The organism is Nonomuraea sp. NPDC049504, assembly GCF_040676845.1.
GTDB lineage: Bacteria > Actinomycetota > Actinomycetes > Streptosporangiales > Streptosporangiaceae > Nonomuraea > Nonomuraea salmonea.
Map to the genome: position 1 here is coordinate 16,800 of NZ_JBFAPT010000018.1, position 19,020 is coordinate 35,819.

The following is a 19,020-nucleotide window of genomic DNA, read 5'->3' on the forward strand; positions in this document are numbered from 1 at the left end:
CATGAGCATTCCCGAGACTACGTTCCAAGGTCCGGCCTGGTTCGGACAGAACATGACCTTCATCATGGGTGACGAGTCAGTCGAGCCCGTTCCTGTCAGCGGTGAGGAGCTACGACCCACCTTCGACGGCCTCTTCGTCCACCCTGAGAGCGACGACTGGAAGAGGAGCGAGGTGATCCTCTCCGACCCTGGTGTCCTCGTCATTGTTGGCGAGCCTGGCACAGGACGGGGAACCGCGGCCCTGCGTAGACTCCGCGAGCAGTGCGGTACCAATCGGGTCGTCCGGTTGCAGACCAACTGGGAGCAGCCGCGAAAGCAGCTTCTCCCCGCCGCAGCACAGGGACACGGCTATGTCCTCGACATGTCGGAGTACGACAAGTGTCCGTCCGCCGACTTCGGTGCAGAGCTGCTCTCTTGGGCTGAGGACGCAGGCGCGAGGCTCGTCGTACTCACCTGCGAGGCCAAAGTAAAGGAGCAGTGGCTGGACGGGCTCGGCGTGCGAATCGTGCGTCTGGCCACTCCATCAGGAAAAGAGCTGGCTGAGAGTATTTTGCGGCGCACCGGTGCAGGCCACCTCTCTCCTCGGCTGGCGGACAAAGCACTCGTGGAGATCTGGGAGTCGTCCCCACGCGCCAGAGAAGTGCTCCGCCTGACGGATATCCTTCACACCGCGGATCCGGACACCTCAGGCAAGGAGATCGCCGAGGAGTTCCGCGGTTGGCGGGATTGGTTCAAGACCGTCTGCCCCTCTGACCTAGGGGCCCGCACTCTTCTCTGGTCTGCGGCCATGTGTGATGGCGGCCGACGCGATTCTGTACTCGCCATGTCCGAGGCATTCCGCCAGGAGATCGGCCAGACTCGTTCGCTCGTCGACATCTTCTCCGACGTCTTCGCCTCCGAGCGTCTCGAATCAGCGAAGCTCGTCGAGGTGGACGGCGGTGTGAGGGTAGATCCCCAGTCTCACGGCCTCGCCGCTGCGGTCCGACTCCACCTGTGGAATCAGTTTCCGAATCAGCGGAAGACACTGCGAACCTGGGCGCTTGACACTATCCAGAAGCTCGATGCTGACGATGCCAAGCGGGTGGTCGGCTCGCTCATGGAGCTCGCGGCTCGCCTGAACGACCGCCTCCTCGTGCAGGAGCTCTTCGAACAGCTATCCGGCAAGCGACCGGAGCTCCTCGTCGACGAACTGATAAAGGCTTCGCTTGATCCTGTGATCGGTGCATACGTACGCGACCGCCTGTACACCTGGCTCGCTGCCAAGCCGTCGCAGGAGAAGGTCGACGTCGTTGCCGCAGTGTGTGGCGGCCAGTTCGGGATGACCGCCCCGAACTTGGCGCTCACCCGGCTAGGAAGGGCTGCGCTCAAGTCCCCAAACCCTGTCAGCCCCGCCCTCGTGAAGGCTTTCACCGCTCTTGGGACCTCCAAGCACCGGGCCCTGGTGCTAACGACGATCCGCAAGTGGCTCGGCAAGGTCGAGCTCGAGCGCGCGGGCATCGTAGCGTTCCTCTGCCTCGCTAACTCGGGCCAAGGACTCGTCGTGCTGTGTGGTGAGGGCGGCCGAGATCTCGAGTACCCGGAGCGCCTCGCGACTCTGGCAGACGCGTTCCGGAAGGCTCACAACCGCGCTGAGACGCGGACGGCCGCCATCGATGCTGCGCTGTTCTGGAGAAAGGCCGTAAAACAGGCCCTGATACCGAAGGAGCCTGTCGACGAGCTGTTCAGCACCGTTATCAAGCATGACATGAACCTCGATCTCCTCGAGGCGCTCACCAAGAACGACCCGGACGAGACCGACAGGTTCGGCGACACGATGCTGAAGCGCCTGATCTGGGGACCTAGGCACTCCGCTGAGGCGCCGCCTGCGAATGACCGGTCCAGCAAGGCGGAATCCCTGGTCAGCAGGGAAGAGGGCTTCGTTGCTGACCAGGGATGAGGCAAGGCTGAGGCGAGTACGGTCAGTGAAGGTGACGATGGCCCTGCCATCCACTGTGCCGGGCATCGCCTTTGAGGGACGGGGGCGGGTCTGGTACCGGCCTTTTCCGCGGAGAGATCACGACCCAGAGCGTCCGCCGCACCCGAATGCAGACGCAGCGCGCGCCGCTGCACTTGCTGGCACGAAGGCAGCGTCTCGGAACGTTACTGAGAAGTTGTTTCCCGAAGAAGCGTTCGAGGCTGAGCAGCAGCTGACCATGGAGCTTGCAGGATGGAAACTAACACCTGCCTATGGGGATGTGGAGTTCCGGGCTCGCATGTATGTTTCCATGTCTGAGTCGGATCTCGTCCGCTCTGAGCGGTTCTCGGAGGCGCGCAGGGCAGGCCGTCTCGAAGCGGTCCTCGCCGACGATGCCGTCATCTCCTTGAGTGACGACCACCTGTCGAATATCACGCGGGCCAGCCTTTGGTGGCTAAGGCAGCACCTCAGCCAGCCGAACCCCGATCTCTCCTGGGAGACCTTCGATCGGCGCGTCCGGCCCCTTGTCGCCGAAGTCCACAGTTCCAAGGACGACGTCGAGCGGCTAGCGCACATTCTCCTGGCGGCCACGGGAAGGATTAGCGAAGAACCCGTACTCCAACAACGGTTCCTCTGGCTCTTGAAGAAGTCCTTCGACCTGGTCGATTGGAGCGACCTTGCGGAGATGACAGAGGAACTCGAACGACGGACCGGCTGAGGCGGCCGTCGTTCCGAAACCGGGGTGCTCGTGTCTCATACCAACTCGACGCGAACAAGGCTCGATCGGCCCCGACGGGTGGCGCTGCTGGGCAGCTCGCGAGGTCGATGCGGATCCTGGTCCTGCATCGACAGCTCGCGGTGTCGCGCCGGCAGGTGGCAAGGCGTCGGCCATTGTGGACGATCAGGCGATGATCAGCGCGCTGGAACGGCTGTCTCCGGCTCATCGTCGGCGGTGTTTGTGACACTGGGCGTAAATGCGGTCTACTGACTGGACGTCGGCTGCCTTCGTGAGTATCTATCCGCTCGGCGTGGTTCGTCGGTCCAGTCGTCTTTGAAATACCGGCCGTCGAGAACGTCAAGGAACAAGCCTGCTTGTTCCTCCTCAAAGTGCAGCCTGCCCTCTCCATTGAGCAGGGAACTGATGTCAATCGAGTGGCGGTCCAGAACTGCGCCTAGGCGGTCGAGGTTCAGTCTTATCTCGGGAAGACGCTCCTGCAGGTGATAAATCCTTGCGGCGAATGACACTCGCCGCTTGGAAGCTGCGAGCAACGCTGCCCTGGCATCGCCAGTGATACCGATGCTCTCTTCATCAAGAACCTTGGCGATAGTTTCGACGTACTTCGGAACGTCCTGCAGAACGATGTGGACGTCCGTGAAGAGAGTCCTGAGGTGTAGCCCATTAAAAGCAGCTAGGTGATCCGAGGTGAGGATCATGTCCACACGATCATCTATAACCATGGCAGGATCTTCGATCTTCTTCAAGGTGTCCCCGTAGCCGAACCAGCTCAGGCCAGGTTTGAATACAACGCGTGGGTTAGTCTTTCGGATGAAGTGAACCCACGTATCGTTCGCCTGCTGCCAAGCCACAGAGTAGAAGATCGGCGTAGGGAACCGCGGGAGCTCGTAGGGGGCCAGCGTGTCTAGGACGCCAACATCTCGGAGCGTGCGGATCAGTGCAGCAGTCCGATCTTCGTTGTGGTCTTCAGCAGGCAGATTGCTCTTCCTGTGGTTCGACAGCTTCTCGGGCTGCTCAGGGATCTCGTCAAGGTCAAGAAGGAAGAACTCTTCTCGTTCCAGTTCTGCGTTTGGCTCGTAAGGACGCGAGTTGCTTGCTCGTACACGCTCCAAGGCGTTCAGGGACAACTCCCAAAGAGGGTCGTGGAGGGCCTCGTTGATTATGATCTTCCTGGCCTCCATGCCGCGCTGTCCTGTGCGTCGACCGAGTACCAGGTAGGGAGTTCCGTCGAGAGTGATTTCATCGAATGCTCTGGGACGCTCGGGGGTCATTCCTCAATGGTGCCATATGTTGCGACAGTTACGTGCACTCCTAGGGCCACTGCGACATGTACCCTTTCTCCGACTCTGACTGATTTGCGTGATACGAGCAGTGTTCCTCGTCCATTGAGGGCAACGCGCGAGACGCGCCAGCCAAGAATGTAGAGCGTCGGATTAACTACTCCAAGGTTCGACTTGAGAAAGATCACAAAGGCGGTGGCGAAGTATAGGAAGTAGGCGATCCCGTCGCCCCAGCCGTTCGGTAGCTCCCCGAGGAAGGGTAGAAGGTAGGTCGCAAGGTAGCCCGAGACTGCACTGCCTTGATCTTCTACACTTGTAATCGTCATGTACGCGCTGGAGCGCTTCTGGGCTGTGCGAACCAGACGCCACCCATCGACCACCCCCACAATGGCCAGGATGGACAACGAGATCGTCCACCACCAGTGCGGTGCGCTTCGGGCCGCGAAGATTCCGATGAGTGGGACGTAGGAGACGATGAATAGGCGCGCCTTCGTTCCCCAGAGCCCTTGCCCGTCCGGTCCTTCAATCACCATACACTCACATTAGAACATGCGTACGACAATTTTGACGGCCTTTGGGGCGATATTGAGAGCCATTCGCGCCATAAGTACCAATCTGGGTTCTTTGTGCCATGTGGTGTTTGTGAAGGCGCTAGCGCTGGCTCTCCGTGGCACCGGATGGGGCGGGCGTGCGCGGAGGCGTCGCCGTCGGCGCTCGCCAGCTGAGGTTTGGGGGCGCGTCCTCTCAACGAGGTAGTTGGCCCGAAGTGTCTGGTAGCAACAGGCATGTGTCGCCTCTCATGGTGACTTGCACGTTGCTTGCTAGGTGGCATGTCTGATCGAGCGCGAGTTCAGCGTGCCTGTGGTCGTACGCACGTGCTTGGCGCGACCATCGACTGTATTTGTCTGGTGTCCGGGCGGTCGTAGCGGGTTGCCGGCCGCCGGGAAGGCCGTTCGCCATGTTTGACCTGGGGAATCGCTTGCAAGATCATCCCGTGTATATCCCGTGATCATGGTCTTACGGCTGCGCGCGGACACCGATGGCTGCGTACCAAGGTCTAGAAAGCAAAGACCTGCGGCTGTGAAACCGCAGGTCAGTGGCCTGAAATGCCGATCTAGGTGAGTGCCCCCGGCAGGATTCGAACCTGCGGCACCCGCTTTAGGAGAGCTCCAGCAACTACGAGTCCAGTTTGTCCACAGATGTGGGGATATGTGAGGGAGTCTGACGTTCATCGGACCGTCTGGGGTGGGTCTCCTGCGGGTGGCGGCACGATGGGCGTTCCAGCAGGTCAAGGCCATATTGGTAGCGGGAAGTCATAAGGTGCTCCCGCTCTTCAGACGCGGGTGCCTTTCACGGGAGTACGTGCCGACCTGGAGAGCTTTGTTCGGGAACGCCTTTGACGGCGACAGTTTCTGCGGGTCGGCCAATGGTGGCGAGGCGCATCACGAGGCTTCAACCCGCGGCGGCCGTGGAATGCTCTGCGTGTGATCGTCTCCGGCCAGGAGGTTCGTCGTGTTCCGCAAGATCGTACGAGCCCTCCCCCAAACTGCCGCAGAAGAACGGCAGGCAGCTGAGGACGATGCGTGCGCTTACGGAACACAGCTGCTCAGAGAGGCCCGCGAGGAACTCAACCGGGCGGATACCAAAGCTCAGGTCCTTCTCGGCATCGTGGGCATCGGCCTCGGCGCCGTCACTGGCGGCCTCCTCTCGGGCAACTGGTCACCTTTCGCGTTATCGAACGCCATCGAGTGGTTGTGGTGGGTTGGGGCGGCGGCAGCCCTGGCGTCCGTGGTGGTGCTCGCCGGCGCGGTCTATCCGCGGTTGGATCGGCGAAAAATTCACGGTGCCGCCATGTACTACGCCGACATCCTTCACCTCGACTCCCCGGCGACCGTCACTCGCGCTCTCATACGGTCCTCGGAACTGGACCTGGAGCGGGTCGCTGATCAGCTGTACCGGGTCAGCCACATCGTCGGGCAGAAGTACCGCCTTATCCGCTGGGGGTTCTGGTTGCTCCTCGGTGGAATGATGGCCACGGTGAGCGCGGCGCTCATCAACGTCGTGCTCACCGGATCTTCACCGTGACCGCGCGGTCGCTGAATGGCCCTGCTCCGGCGAGCACACTACGCTCGTACTCGGCGCATAGTGACTCTTCTGCGACTTCATCCGCGGATGGCATGACACTCAGCCTAGTGCGGCGGCCACCGTTCGTACGCTGATCTTGTGTATTCGACGATGCAAGCTTGGCTGGTTTGGTCAGGTTACTCCTATTCGAGACTATCTACGGAATTCGTGTCATTGTTACGCCGACCAGGACCACGTAACGCTGCGTCCGTTATGGATGCCCTGGTGACATGTCGAGCAGAGCACTAAAGCTTTGCGTCGACGTTGTGCCATCAGTTCCACCCATGGCGGCCGACCAGCCCGGCCTGGCCGACTGAGGTCAGGGAGTTTGCGCAGGTGATGGATTTGTAGTCCGTTCCACATGCCATAGATCTCACATGTCCCGCCCAGGAGCCGACGGACCATCTCGTTGTGCCGGGAGGTCAGGACCAGTCGCCGGTCGGTATGGACGGCGGTGCGCTTCAGATGAGGGATCCCGCCGAATCGAGCGACCAGCGGGGACTTGGTCGCACTACGCTTTCATGCCACTCGGCGGCGGTCACCGGTAAGGAGGCCAGCCAGTCAGCTACGGCGTCCGGTGCGGTGAACAGCAGTCTCGGGTCGAAGGTGGCCAAGATGTCGTCACATGCCGCGAAGGTCATCGAAACGTGCAGGTTGACGGTTCAGCTCAGGCCCAGCGCTCTCCGCCGGACGCGGTCGGCCGCAGCAGCAGCGCCGTGTCACTGCTGGCACAGCACATAGGCCTGCTCAGAACCGACCTGTCACCGTTTACGGCGAGCAACGCTGCACGCCCGAACCCTCCCTCGCTGTCCTCGCTGTCCTCGCTGTCCTCGGGTCCCCTGATGACGTTCTCGACAGTCTCCTCGTCGTCATCCCAGAGCGTCGCCTGAACCTTGCTCCGGTCGGCGGCACGATTTCCCCGCAGGGGCCCGATGCCGCGAAGCACCTCACCGGCGGCGACGCCCTTGATCCAGCTATCTCCTATTGGGCCGGGGAAGTCGCTCATACCTCTTGTCCATTCGCCGCGGGTCTCCGGGCACAGCCTGAGGTCTCTGTCCGTAGACCAAGCTGGAGTTACGCACGTACTTCGCACGATCAGCCGTTGTCGTTGTCCGGTAGCCGGGCGGCCGGAGCGGATCGCCGGACGCTCGGATGGCCCAAGATTCCGGTTTGACCTGGGGAAACACGTTAAAGATCATCCCGCGCATTTCCCCTGATCATGGTCTTACGGTTGCATGCGGGCACCGTCTGCTGCCTACCAAGGTCACAAAACAAAAGACCTGCGGCTGTGAAACCGCAGGTCAGTGGCCTGAAATGCCGATCTAGGAGAGTGCCCCCGGCAGGACTCGAACCTGCGGCACCCGCTTTAGGAGAGCTCGAGTCATTACTAGTCCAATATATCTATAAATGGACGATATGCGGTTGCTGCTCGACGTCTGTTGGACTCCTCGGCGAGGACCTTCCGACGCTTACCCCCGACGGATGTTTGGCCTGGTCGAAGCCCCTGAATGTGGCAGGAGGCACGCAAGGCGTTCCCGCTCCTCAGATGCGGGTGTTCATGCGGAATTAGTGCTGCTGCAGTCGGCTCAGTTTGCGGTGGCCTTGGCGTAATGGAACCCCGTGGGCGGGCGCAGGTGGTTTAGGCGCAGGCGGTTTAGACCCCAACCGAAGCGGAAATCGATCGCCCGGTCGTGGTAGAGCGTGGTGGGGGAGTAGTGATCCTCGGACTTATCGATGGACGAAGAGCAGGTCCGCCTGGTGCTCCTGTACGCATTTGACCCCTCCCTCATATGAGCGGGCCTGTCGACTCCGAAGGCGGCTGGCTCTTTGTTCTTGCCGTAGCGGACGTGGACGTGCAAGGGCATCGATCCTCGGACATAAGGGGATGCGCTGTCGGGACATGTCTTGCGCTGACCACTGCTCTGATGTGTTCTGATCTCGAGCACAGAATCCCATGTCGCAACGTCGTCCTGGATCCTCAACAGTATCGGCGGTGAAGCGATCCGGTGGATTCCGAGGGCCTACCAGGGGAGATCCATGCGAAACCCGAGCGGAAGCTTGTTGCTCTTACCCACCCGGGCGTTACGCCGTGCCGTACTGACGGCGAGCGCTCTGCTCCTCACCCTCGCCGCCACGATTTTCGGCCTCGCCGTTCCGGCACACGCGGCTACGGAACTGCGTGTCTTGCAGTGGAACATTGCCGGAAACTCCTTCTCGCTGCTGCAAGACCCCAATGAGCCCGACAACGAGGGCACGATGCAGGTCGTCAGGCGCCTGCTCGAGGTCGCGGCCGACAAGCAGCCGCGCCTGATCAGCATGAACGAGTCCTGCTGGCTTCAGGCCAAGTACGCGCGCCAGCAGCTTGCCAATAACTTCGGCGACGCCCAGGTGCAGTTCACCGACACCACGGGGTTCGACCCGCTCTGCGGCGCGGACAGCGGAAGCATCGGCGAATCCGGGCCCGCCCTCATCGCCGTGAACGCCGACGGTGTGTGGGACCGCCGCAACATCTACTTCAGCAACGATGACGGCTCGATCTCGCAGGAGGAGACGGGCAGAGCCGCCGCCTGCATGGTCGTATCGTTCGCCTCGACGCTCGGCCAGGTGGTTCAGGCCTGCTCCGTCCACCTGGAACCACAGCCGGAAGAACTCGCGCGAGCGCAGGCCCAGGCACTGGTCCAGGAATTCGCCGACAGCCCCTATCCGGTCGTGCTGGGCGGAGACTTCAACACCACTCCGGAGTTGCTGCAAGGCGTGTACGCGCCCGAACAAGGCGGCCAGGGCGAATACCTGGATGTCGACCATCCCGCGAACCGGCCGACGGACTCCCATAACACGAAGATCGACTATATCTTCGGGGACCGAGACCATTTCTCGCCCACGCTGAGCGGCGAGGTGATCGAGCCGGGAGACTGCCCGACCTTCCCGTTCTTCCACCATCCTTGCTCGGACCACCGGATGGTGTTCGGCACGCTCACCTTCCGGGACGACGTGCCGGTGCAGCCCGCGCCCGGCGAGCCGCCCGCCAACGAGGATCCGGTGCCGGTGGACACCCCGCCGTTCGTCACCGCCGGGGCCGACATCTCGGGTGACGAGGGGGCGGCCATCGCCCTGCGGGGCGCGGCGGACGACGACCACGGCGCTCCCTCAGTGAGCTGGAGTTATCAGGCATCCTCGGGAGTGGACGCGGGGGCGACCTGCCAGATCTCCGACGTTCACCAGGCTCGGACCACTATGACCTGCACTGACGACGGCACCTACACGGTGAGACTCTCGGCCGATGACGGCGTCAACGACCCGGTCTCCGCCACCGCCACGGTCACCGTGGAGAACGCCCCGCCGGTGCTGACGCTCGACGACCCCGCGCCCTGGGCGGTGTATCGGGCGGGAACGCAGGTGGACCTGGCGGCCTCCTTCACCGACTCCGGCGCGAACGACACCCACACGTGCAAGGTGACGTGGGACGACGGTGCACAGGAAAGCTACGCGCCTATCTCCGGCTCGTGCGACCGCCCGCACACGTTCGAGCATCCCGGCATGTACACGATTGACGTGACAGTGACGGATGACGACGGCGCGAGTGACAACGCCGAGGTGATGGTGGTGGTGTACGACCCGGACGCCGGGTTCGTCACCGCGGGCTCCACCATCCAGTCCCCCGCCGGCGCGCTGAGCGAGGACCCGGCCCACACTGGGAAGGGATCCTTCCAGTTCAACCCGAAGTACAAGCCACATGACGATGGCCCGGTGCCGGGAGGCGGCAAGGTGAGCTTCGGGCTTGCCGATAGCGACCTGGACCTCGACGCCACTGGCCTGGAGTGGCTGGTGGTGACCCCGGACGGTAAGGCAGCCGTGAAGGGCACCGCCAAGGTCGGGGGTGACAGCGGGTACGGGTTCGTCCTGTACGGCTACGACGATCCGGACAAACTGCGCATGGTCGTCTGGCGGTCGTCCGACGGCCCCGTGCCGGGGAACAACCTGGTATACGACAGCAACCGGGGCACCTCCTACGACCTGGACCAGGCGGAACCGCAGGCGATCACCTCGGGCAGCGTCCAGGTCCACCACTGATCCATAGGGCGCGCACGGGCAAGCCCGTGCGCGCCCCGCAGTTGGCTGTCATCCAGGAGTCTATGGCGAGCGGCCAGGCGGCCCCCGGCGACAGGCTCCCCTCGGCGCGCAACGTTGCCGCCTCCCTCGGCATCAACCTGCACACCGTGCTGCGCGGCTGCCAACAACTGCGACGAGGGCCTGGTCGAGCTGCGCCGGGGCCGCGCGGCGGTCATCACCGGTACAGCCGACGCGTTCCGGCCGCGGCTCGTGGCAGCGGCCGAGGAGTACGTGCGGACCGCCCTGTAGGTCGGTGCCTCCGACGAGGACCTGCCAGAACCCGCAGTCGTCGACGCGACTGGCCGCCGGGCAGCCGCACTCCGCGCACGCGAGGTTCGAACCGTGCCGGCCGTCCCAGCCACGACAGCACCCGCCCAACCGCTCTGGGATGAAGACGGTTCCCCGGACGTCACCCGGCGCGATCCCGATCCTGTCCGGGGGTCCGGTGATGCAGTACATCTGCAGCCGGACGCGACGCTCTTCCGGCTCGGGCCGCAGGGTGGCCGGCCGTTTCCAGGGTCCACCACGTACGTTCCTGGCTCCAGAAGACCCATGCCCGGGCGGTCATAGCGGGTTGCCGGAGGCCGGAATAGCTCAGAATCAGGGTCTGGCCTGGGGAAACGACATCAAGATCATCCTGTGTTCGTCCCCTGATCATGATCTTACGGCTGCGTGCGGGCACCACTGGCGCCTATCAAGGTCGGCAAGCAAAGACCTGCGGCTGTGAAACCGCAGGTCAGAAACCATATATGACGATCTAGGTGAGGGCCCCCGGCAGGGTTCGAACCTGCGGCACCCGCTTCAGGAGAGCCGTTCTGGGTTGTCGAAGTGGGTGCGGGCGGACTCGATGTGGTTGAGGAAGCGCTGCGTCCAGTCGCACATGGCGTCCACCGTCGCCTGCAGGCCGCGTCCCGCCTCCGTCAGGGTGTACTCGACGCGTGGCGGCACCGTCGGGTACACGCGCCGTTCGACCAGGCCGTTGCGTTCCAGCATGCGCAGGTTCTGGGTGAGCATCTTGTGGCTGATGCCCTGGACCTGCGTGCGCAGCTCGCTGAAGCGCAGGGTGCGGTCGCCGAGTGCCTCGATGATCAGCAGGGCCCATTTGTTGGCGACGTCCGAGAAGATCTCGCGCGCCAGGGAGTCGGCCCGGCGCAGATCAGCCGCTGCCGGGCCGTCGAACTGCTTGCTCACCATTTGGTGCCCCAGTCACGGAAAAGTGCGTTCTTCCACGTCAGGGGACACTCTCCTACAGTTCCTCAGTAACCACAAGAGAGCTGAATCGAGGAGAAAGTCATGGCCGTCACATTGCTGAACCCGGACGGGCTGATCGAGTCGCCCGCCTACCGGCAGGTCGCGGTCGCGTCCGGGTCGCGGCTCGTCTTCATCGCCGGTCAGGTGGCCTGGGACGCCGAAGGGAAGACCGTGGGCGCCGGGGATCTCGCGGCGCAGGTCGAGCAGTGCTACCGCAACGTCGCCACCGCTCTGGCGGGGGCCGGGGCCACGTTCGAGGACGTGACGAAGCTGACCGTGTACGTCGCGGGCTGGAGTCCCGAGCAGATGCCGCTGTTCATGGAGGGGGTGTCGCGGGCCATGGCGGGGCTGGGGGTGACGGCGGCGCCGCCGGCCACGTTGCTGGGGGTGGCGGCCCTGCACGTACCGGAGCATCTGGTGGAGGTGGAGGCGATCGCCGTCCTCGACTGATCGAAGGCCCGCCCCCTCGTCGGACGGATCACCACCACCGCCGCCGGTGAATGCTATTCCTGACGCCCGGAAAGCTTGTCCCGCTTCCGGCTGTCCCTTTGTGGCGGCGTTGCCCGGCCCGCGGATCCCTTCAAGCCGGCTTGACCTGGGAGGGCGACAGATCCAGAGGCCGGATCGGCACTTCGCTTACGCTGATTAATTGGGATACGGAGGGAGGGGTCGCATGCTTCCTGAAGTGCACGGATGGTTGCGACGCCGCACTTCGTCCGCCGGGGACTGGCCGGTCCGGGACCTGGTGGCCGCCAAGGGGGAGACCACGGTCAGCGTGGTGCTCCCGGCCCGCGACGAGCGGGAGACCGTGGGAGAGATCGTCGGAGTGATCCGGCGGGAGCTGGCTCCGCTCGTGGACGAGCTCGTGGTCATCGACTCGCGTTCGACCGACGACACCGCCCGGGTGGCCGCCCGGGCCGGAGCCAGGGTGCACGCTCAGGACGAGATCCTGCCGCAGCTCAAGCCGATGGACGGCAAGGGGGAAGCGCTGTGGAAGTCGCTGGCGGTCACGTCGGGGGACGTGCTCGTCTTCGCCGACGCCGATATCCGGAATTTCCGTGCATCATTCATCCTCGGAGTCTTGGGGCCGCTCCTCGCGGACCCGAGCGTCATGTACACGAAAGGGTGCTATGACCGCCCGCTGCACGGCACCCCCAACGGCGGCGGCCGCGTCACGGAGCTGGTCGCCCGCCCCCTCATCAACCTGCACTGGCCGGAACTCGCCGGTTTCGTCCAGCCCCTGGCCGGGGAGTACGCGGGCCGCCGCTCCGCGCTCGAACGCGTCCCCTTCCTCACCGGGTACGCCGTGGAGCTGGGCCTGCTCATCGACCTGCTGGAGCTGGCCGGGCTCGACGGGTTCGCGCAGGTGGACCTGGGCTCGCGCGAGCACGCGCCGCAGTGCACCGAGGCGCTGGGGCGGATGTCGTCCCAGATCATGCTCGCCGCCTGGTCACGGCTGGAACGCCAGGGCCGCATCACCGCGGCCGCCGCGCCGTCCTTGCGGCTCTCCCAGTTCAGGAGGGGGCCGGAGGGGCACGAGGTGCTCGTCCGCGACATCGGCATCGGCGAACGCCCACCCATGATCACCGTGTCCGCCTGATGGCCGCGTGACCCTACTCGCCGGTAAGGTGTTACCTCCGGTAACGGCGACGCGGTTCGAGAGGTGCGGCACATGGCGGGTTTCTGCCCGGAGCTCAGCGACGACGTCAAGGAGGTCCGCGACTGGGTGCACGCCTTCGCCCGGGACGTGATCCGCCCCGCCGGCGCCGAATGGGACGAACGCGAAGAAACCCCATGGCCGGTGATCCAGGAGGCCGCCAAGGTCGGTCTGTACTCGCTCGACTTCTTCGCCACCCAGTGGTTCGAGGAGAGCGGGCTGGCGCTGCCCGTGGCGTTCGAGGAGCTGTTCTGGGGCGACGCCGGCATCGGCCTGTCGATCACCGGCACCGGCCTGGCCGCCGCCGCCCTCGCCTCCAACGGCACCCCCGAGCAGGTGGGGGAGTGGCTGCCGCAGATGTTCGGCACCGAGAACGACGTCAAGCTCGGCGCGTTCTGCGCCTCCGAGCCGGACGCCGGCTCAGACGTCGGCGCCATCCGTACGCGCGCCGTCCGCGACGGCGGCGACTGGGTGCTGAACGGCGTCAAGACCTGGGCCACCAACGGCGGCATCGCGAACGTCCACGTCGTCGTGGCCTCCGTGGACCCCTCGCTCGGCACCCGCGGCCAGGCGTCCTTCATCATCCCGCCCGGCACGCCCGGATTGTCCATGGGACAGAAGTTCCGCAAGCACGGCATCCGCGCCTCGCACACGGCCGAGGTCGTCCTGGAGGACGTACGGGTGCCCGCCTCGTGCCTGGTCGGGGGCGAGGAGAAGCTGGAGGCGCGGCTGGCGCGCGTACGGAAGGGGGAGCGGGCCGGCGAGCAGGCCGCGATGCGCACCTTCGAGACCACCCGCCCCGTGGTCGCCGCCATGGCGGTCGGCATCGCCCGCGCCGCCTTCGAGTACGCCAGGGACTACGCCCGCGAACGCACCCAGTTCGGCCGCAGGATCGGCGAGAACCAGGCCATCGCCTTCCTCCTCGCCGACATGGCCACCCGCGTCGACGTGGCGCGCCTGCTCACCTGGCGCGCCGCCTGGATGGCCCGTAACGCCCGCCCCTTCGAACAGGCCGAAGGCTCGATGTCGAAACTGGTGGCGGGAGAGACGGCGGTCTGGGTGACGGAACAGGCCATCCAGATCCTGGGCGGCGCGGGTTACACCCGGGAACACCCGGTGGAACGCTTCCACCGCGACGCCAAGATCTACACCATCTTCGAGGGCACGTCGGAGATCCAGCGCCTCATCATCGGCCGCGCGGTAACCGGCTTGCCCGTCCGCTGACAAGTTCGCACGTCAGAGTGGCTACGACCAGGACACTCTGCTCGGCGATCAGACGGACCGCGGTCTGCCACACTGCTGGAGCCGGCGATCGGCGCCGTCGGGGGTCACGGACGGCCGGTCGACTTCATCACGCGTTGACCGGCATGACGGTGAACGCCTCACCGGCGGTGCGGTTGATCGCAAGGGACCACCTGGCCCCGCGGGCTCCAGCCGGCCGGCCGTCGCGTCAGTGCTTGAGAGATAGGCATCCCAGGTGCTTCTGCAGGTGCGGCGCATGAACCTGGTGGGCTTTTCCTTCTGCTCCAGCTCGGGACCCCTTCACACGCGAAGCGGAGCCGAGAAGACAGCGGCGTGCGCGGGGCCTCGATCAGGTATCAGGGCCCGGACGGAGGGCAGCGCGCCGAACTGATCTTCGAGCCGGAAACCTACCGTTTCCTCGGCTCCGTGCCGAAGACCCCGGCCGGCACGCCCGATGCGGTGACCTGCTGAGGGCCGGACGCCGCGTCGCACACTCCCCAGGCACAACGGGAGGAGGTCAGGCAGGGCCACGGCGCCGGTGATAGGCCCAGGCCAGGGCGAGCGTGATCGGGCCCCACAACGCCATCGGGGTGAGGCACACCATGCTCAGCACCTCCCACCAGCCGTTCTCGTACGCGATGCGGTCGGAGACGCCGGCCCACGTGAGCGCCATCCAGACGGTGAGAGCGGCCAGGAGCAGCCCGCCTCCCGTGGCGGGGACGACCGCCGCCATGGGCGGCACGCGTCGCCCGCCGATGGCCGGGATCCAGCCGGGGACCACCTCTCCCCAGCGCCGCACCAGGCCGATGCAGAGCAGCGCCGCCGCCTCGGTGAGCACGCTGAGCCCGAAGACGTACGGGATGGTGATCCACAACGGCGACGGGGGCGTGTCGTTGAGCTGGCCCATGTCGAAGTGAAAGGCGAACGGCAACCTCCACAGGCATGAGGGGAGCAGCAGCCAGGGCAGCGCGTACGCGGCCCGGAGCGCCCAGCGCGGGACGGGTCGTTCGGTGTCGCTGGTGGCCGGGGCCGTATGGAGGTGCTTGATCGCCATGGCCGTACCCTCTCCGGTCCTCGAGGAGGACGGATCACCTGTAGAGGTGACGCGCCCTCCCCCGAACGAGCCAGACGAGTCCCGCGCCGCCGGCCGCAGCCAGCCATCGGGCGGCGGGCGGGCCGGCGTCCTCCGGCTCCGGGGCATGGACGGGCAAGTGTGGCGTTATTTCCTGAAGCCCCGGATGACCACGCCTGCCACGCTCACGATCAGTCCGGCGGCGAGGACGCCGAATCCCTCCATCGCCGTGGGAGGTGGCCAGCCTTTCGCCGCCGGCTCGGTGATCGACATCTCCCCGTTCCACAGGGGGAACGCCGGGGAGAAGAACATGTCGAGGCCGGCGAACGCGGGGGACATGCCGCCGCGCGACGATCCGCCCCCGGCGGCCACCATCATCATGGAGATCCCGACGCTTCCGAATATCCATACTGGTGCGCGCTTCTCGGCTGAAGCCGCGGATCGCCGGGCGTCCGCGGCCGGCCGTACCGGACGAAAGGGTCACCAGCGGCGGTAGACCTCCTCGGCCCAGCCGTACAGACCGTCGATCTCCACCGTCTCCCCGTCGTCGGCCACCACCGTCCCCTTGTAGTGGCCGAAGGCCTGGGCTTCGCGGCTGCGCATGTACAGGGCGCGGCGGACGTCGGACTCGCGGACGTGTTCCGGGGTGAACGACAGGTCCACACGGTCGCCGGTCACGTGCCAGGGCGCGTGCCAGTCCGTCGTGTCGTAGCGCCACACCAGCTCTTCGCTGATCTTGTGCAGGCGGCCGTCCAGGAACAGGCCGTTCTCGACGCTGCCGGTGCCGTCCGTCCACTTGCCGCCGATCTGCAGGGCCACGTCGCGGCCGCCGGGGCGGCTGGCGGCCGCGCCCCAGTTCCAGATGATGGGGGAGGGCCAGCGGCCGCGGCCGAGGTCGAGGGTGGCCAGGGCTGAGCCGGCCGAGAAGGTACGGGTGCGCCCCTCCACGCGTACGGTGCCCTCGGCCGGCCGCCCCACGTCCTTGACCGTGTACTGGAAGCGGCGCGACGACCACGGCACCACGAGCGAGAGGCTCTCGCGGCCCGGCACCCGGTGCACGAGCAGGTCGGCCTCCAGGGAGGCGGAGCGGAGCCGCAGGCGGGTGCCGGCGGCCGTCTCGTCCACGTTGATGCGGACGGCCCCGGCCCCGATGCGGACGCTGCCCTCCCCGCTGCGCTGCGAGAACGACACCCCGTGCGCGGGCACGAGCAGCCCCCGGGCACCTACCTGCCGGCCGGTGCGCCGGTCGAGGAAGAAGGCCGACTCGCCGGCCAGGTAGTCGAGGCTGCTGGCGCTGAACGCGAACACCATCTCGGGGCTGGTCACGCACCAGTAGTCCCAGCGCATGGTGCGGCCCCAGCCGCGGATGTTGGCCCGGTGCAGCGGTGTGCGGCTCCAGCCGACGGCGTCGGGGTTGAGCCGTCCGTCGGGCCGGCACAGGTCCACCCGGGCGGTGATCTCCCGCTCGCGTACGGCGCGCGGACTCGTCGTCTGCATGGTGCTCCCCGTCATCGCCCCAGCCCCACGCTGAGGTACTTGTAGTCCAGGTAGTCGGAGACGCCGAGGCTGCCGCCCTCCCGGCCGTACCCGCTGTTCTTGATGCCGCCGAACGGCGCCTGCGGCGGCGCGACCGGCCCGCCGTTGACCGTGACCATGCCGAACTCCAGTGCCTCCGCGACCCGCAGCGTCCTGGTCAGGTCGGCGGTCCACACGTAGGCGGTCAGCCCGTACGGGGTGGCGTTGGCGCGGGCGACGACGTCGTCCTCGCCGGTGAACTCGAGGACGGGCGCGATGGGCCCGAACGTCTCCTCGCGGCAGATCAGCATGTCGTCGCGCACCCCGGTGAGCACGGTCGGCGGGTAGAAGGTGCCGGGACGGTCGAGCCGCCGCCCGCCGGTCACCGCCTGGGCACCGGCGGCCAGCGCGTCCTCGACGTGCCGCTCGACCTTGGCCAGCGCGCGGGCGTCGATCAGCGGCCCCATGTCCAGGCCGGGCGTGATGGCCTCGGCCCGCTTCACCAGGGCGGCGGTGAAGCGGGCGGCGACGTCGCGGTGCACGTAGATGCGGTTGGGCGAGGTGCACGCCTGACCCGCGTTGAGGAACTTGCTGCGCGCGACGGCCGCGGCGGCGGCCTCGGGGTCGGCGTCGGGGAAGACCAGCACGGGGGCGTGCCCGCCCAGCTCGACGCTCAGCCGCTTGACGTCCTGCGCGCTCTGCCTGATCAGGTAGCGGCCGACCTCGGTCGAGCCGGTGAAGGAGACCTTGCGGACGCGCGGGTCGGCCATCACGGTCTCGGCGAAGTCGGCCGGGCGCGAGGTCGGCACCACGTTGAACACCCCGGCGGGCAGCCCGGCCGCGGTGAACGCCTCGCCGACGGCGATCGCCGACAGGGGGGTCAGCTCGGCCGGCTTGAGCACGACCGTGCAGCCGGCGGCGAGCGCGGGCCCCAGCTTGCGGGTGATCATCGAGACGGGGAAGTTCCACGGCGTGATGCCGGCCACCACGCCCACGGGCTCGGGCAGCAGCCAGATCCGGTTGTCGGGACCGGCGCCCGGCACGGTCTGCCCGTAGACACGGCGGGTCTCCTCTGCCGCCCACACCAGGTGATCGGCGCCGGAACGCACCTCGGCGACGGACTCGGCGAGCGGCTTGCCCTGCTCCGACGTCATCGTCGCGCCGATCGACTCCGCCCGCGCGGCCAGCTCGGCGGCGGCGCGGCGCATCAGCTCGGCCCGCTCGTCGGCGGCGAGCGCCCGCCAGCCGGGGAACGCCGCCGCGGCGGCGTCCACCGCCCGACGGGTCAGCTCCGCGCCGCCGTCGGTGACGTGCGCGATCGGCTCGCCGGTCGCGGGGTCGGCGACGGTGAACGTCCCACCGCCCGGGTCGGTGTGCCAGGTGCCGCCGATCAGTGCCTCAGCCTCGTGCATCGTTCTCCTGCATCTTGTCGACCAGCGCTTGCATGGCCGCCATCTCGTGATCGTGCTGCAGCTCGCTGGCCCGGTCGAGGTCGCCGGCCACCAGCGCGTCCCTTATGGCGACGTGCTCGCGGTGCGACTCGGGCAGCCGCCAGGGCACCAGCCGGAAGCCGCGCTGCGCGGTCTCCGTACGCGCCCACAGGCCCTGCAGCATGCGGTGGGTGAGCCTGCTGTGCTCGGTGTCGCACAGCAGCGAGTGGAAACGCCGGTTGAGCGCCGCGAACGTGGCCACGTCGCCCTCGCGCACGGCCACCTCGCTGCGGGCGAGCACGTCGTCCACGGCGGCGAGCCGCTCACCGGCCAGCGGCTCGCCGCTCAGCCTCAGCGCCAGCGCCGTCAGCGCGGCCCGCACGCTGTAGAGCTCGCGGACGTTGTCCACCGTGAACGCGGCCACCACGGCGCCCACGTGTGGCCGCTCGACCAGCCACTCCTCGGAGCAGAGCTGCTTGATGGCCTCGCGTACCGGTGTCTCGCTGATCCCGACGGCCTCGGCCACCACCCGGGTGATGATCTTCGTTCCGGGAGGCGCCTCACCCGTCATGATCAGGTGCTTGATGTGCTCCACTGCCAGGTCGGCCTTGGTGCGGAAAGGGGAACGCGGTTCGGCCATGATGTCAGC

Annotated in this window: 18 protein-coding genes; 8 read left to right on the forward strand and 10 right to left on the reverse strand. The window is 66.4% G+C overall.

What is annotated here, in order from left to right:
• Window position 1 precedes the first annotated feature (1 nt).
• Together AB0K28_RS30545 and AB0K28_RS30550 are read left to right on the forward strand one after the other, a co-directional pair.
• Window positions 2-1,936 carry a hypothetical protein gene (locus AB0K28_RS30545; protein ID WP_364376879.1) on the forward strand — a complete coding sequence of 645 codons (1,935 nt, stop codon included), beginning with the start codon at window positions 2-4 and terminating at the stop codon, window positions 1,934-1,936.
• 31 nt (window positions 1,937-1,967) lie between these two features.
• On the forward strand, window positions 1,968-2,672 hold the full coding sequence (locus AB0K28_RS30550) for a hypothetical protein (protein ID WP_364376882.1): 705 nt from the start codon (window positions 1,968-1,970) through the stop codon (window positions 2,670-2,672).
• Between the two features lie 263 nt (window positions 2,673-2,935).
• On the opposite strand, the gene AB0K28_RS30555 is transcribed toward AB0K28_RS30550, so the two are convergent.
• Both AB0K28_RS30555 and AB0K28_RS30560 read right to left on the reverse strand, forming a co-directional pair.
• The gene (locus AB0K28_RS30555; RefSeq protein WP_364376885.1) at window positions 2,936-3,961 is read right to left on the reverse strand and encodes a hypothetical protein; all 1,026 of its coding nucleotides are present in this window, start codon (window positions 3,959-3,961) and stop codon (window positions 2,936-2,938) included.
• Complete coding sequence (locus AB0K28_RS30560; RefSeq protein WP_364376888.1) at window positions 3,958-4,503, reverse strand: hypothetical protein; 546 nt, start codon at window positions 4,501-4,503, stop codon at window positions 3,958-3,960. Before AB0K28_RS30560 ends, AB0K28_RS30555 begins: the two co-directional genes overlap by 4 nt.
• Before the next feature lie 979 nt (window positions 4,504-5,482).
• Between AB0K28_RS30560 and AB0K28_RS30565 the strand changes: the two genes are divergently transcribed.
• On the forward strand, window positions 5,483-6,055 hold the full coding sequence (locus tag AB0K28_RS30565; RefSeq protein ID WP_364376891.1) for a Pycsar system effector family protein: 573 nt from the start codon (window positions 5,483-5,485) through the stop codon (window positions 6,053-6,055).
• Between the two features lie 216 nt (window positions 6,056-6,271).
• Here AB0K28_RS30565 and AB0K28_RS30570 read toward each other — a convergent pair whose 3' ends face one another.
• Complete coding sequence (locus tag AB0K28_RS30570) at window positions 6,272-6,499, reverse strand: hypothetical protein (protein WP_364376894.1); 228 nt, start codon at window positions 6,497-6,499, stop codon at window positions 6,272-6,274.
• 262 nt (window positions 6,500-6,761) lie between these two features.
• Window positions 6,762-7,100 carry a hypothetical protein gene (locus AB0K28_RS30575; RefSeq protein WP_364376897.1) on the reverse strand — a complete coding sequence of 113 codons (339 nt, stop codon included), beginning with the start codon at window positions 7,098-7,100 and terminating at the stop codon, window positions 6,762-6,764.
• 1,031 nt (window positions 7,101-8,131) lie between these two features.
• Between AB0K28_RS30575 and AB0K28_RS30580 the strand changes: the two genes are divergently transcribed.
• Window positions 8,132-10,165 carry a PKD domain-containing protein gene (locus AB0K28_RS30580; protein ID WP_364376900.1) on the forward strand — a complete coding sequence of 678 codons (2,034 nt, stop codon included), beginning with the start codon at window positions 8,132-8,134 and terminating at the stop codon, window positions 10,163-10,165.
• 840 nt (window positions 10,166-11,005) lie between these two features.
• Here AB0K28_RS30580 and AB0K28_RS30585 read toward each other — a convergent pair.
• On the reverse strand, window positions 11,006-11,398 hold the full coding sequence (locus AB0K28_RS30585; protein WP_345402562.1) for a helix-turn-helix domain-containing protein: 393 nt from the start codon (window positions 11,396-11,398) through the stop codon (window positions 11,006-11,008).
• Between the two features lie 99 nt (window positions 11,399-11,497).
• Between AB0K28_RS30585 and AB0K28_RS30590 the strand changes: the two genes are divergently transcribed.
• The 4 genes from AB0K28_RS30590 to AB0K28_RS30605 all read left to right on the forward strand — a co-directional run bounded on the left by AB0K28_RS30590 (window position 11,498) and on the right by AB0K28_RS30605 (window position 14,825).
• Complete coding sequence (locus tag AB0K28_RS30590; RefSeq protein WP_364376903.1) at window positions 11,498-11,905, forward strand: RidA family protein; 408 nt, start codon at window positions 11,498-11,500, stop codon at window positions 11,903-11,905.
• Window positions 11,906-12,128: 223 nt separating this feature from the next.
• Entirely contained in the window at window positions 12,129-13,055 is a 927-nt protein-coding gene (locus AB0K28_RS30595; protein ID WP_364376906.1) for a glucosyl-3-phosphoglycerate synthase, read from the forward strand.
• A gap of 72 nt (window positions 13,056-13,127) precedes the next feature.
• Window positions 13,128-14,336, forward strand: a complete 1,209-nt coding sequence (locus AB0K28_RS30600) for an acyl-CoA dehydrogenase family protein (RefSeq protein WP_364376909.1) — start codon at window positions 13,128-13,130, stop codon at window positions 14,334-14,336.
• A 351-nt stretch (window positions 14,337-14,687) separates the two neighbouring features.
• The gene (locus tag AB0K28_RS30605; RefSeq protein ID WP_345402568.1) at window positions 14,688-14,825 is read left to right on the forward strand and encodes a hypothetical protein; all 138 of its coding nucleotides are present in this window, start codon (window positions 14,688-14,690) and stop codon (window positions 14,823-14,825) included.
• Window positions 14,826-14,871: 46 nt separating this feature from the next.
• Here AB0K28_RS30605 and AB0K28_RS30610 read toward each other — a convergent pair whose 3' ends face one another.
• From AB0K28_RS30610 to AB0K28_RS30630, 5 genes are all read right to left on the reverse strand, one after another.
• Window positions 14,872-15,408: a hypothetical protein gene (locus tag AB0K28_RS30610; RefSeq protein ID WP_364376912.1), complete on the reverse strand. Its 537-nt coding sequence runs from the start codon at window positions 15,406-15,408 to the stop codon at window positions 14,872-14,874.
• Between the two features lie 165 nt (window positions 15,409-15,573).
• The gene (locus AB0K28_RS30615; protein ID WP_364376915.1) at window positions 15,574-15,807 is read right to left on the reverse strand and encodes a hypothetical protein; all 234 of its coding nucleotides are present in this window, start codon (window positions 15,805-15,807) and stop codon (window positions 15,574-15,576) included.
• A gap of 99 nt (window positions 15,808-15,906) precedes the next feature.
• The gene (locus tag AB0K28_RS30620) at window positions 15,907-16,923 is read right to left on the reverse strand and encodes a DUF2804 domain-containing protein (protein WP_364376918.1); all 1,017 of its coding nucleotides are present in this window, start codon (window positions 16,921-16,923) and stop codon (window positions 15,907-15,909) included.
• An 11-nt stretch (window positions 16,924-16,934) separates the two neighbouring features.
• Complete coding sequence (locus AB0K28_RS30625) at window positions 16,935-18,353, reverse strand: NAD-dependent succinate-semialdehyde dehydrogenase (RefSeq protein WP_364376921.1); 1,419 nt, start codon at window positions 18,351-18,353, stop codon at window positions 16,935-16,937.
• On the reverse strand, window positions 18,340-19,011 hold the full coding sequence (locus AB0K28_RS30630) for a GntR family transcriptional regulator (protein ID WP_345402586.1): 672 nt from the start codon (window positions 19,009-19,011) through the stop codon (window positions 18,340-18,342). The genes AB0K28_RS30625 and AB0K28_RS30630 overlap by 14 nt, the downstream gene beginning before the upstream one ends.
• Window positions 19,012-19,020: the final 9 nt, after the last annotated feature.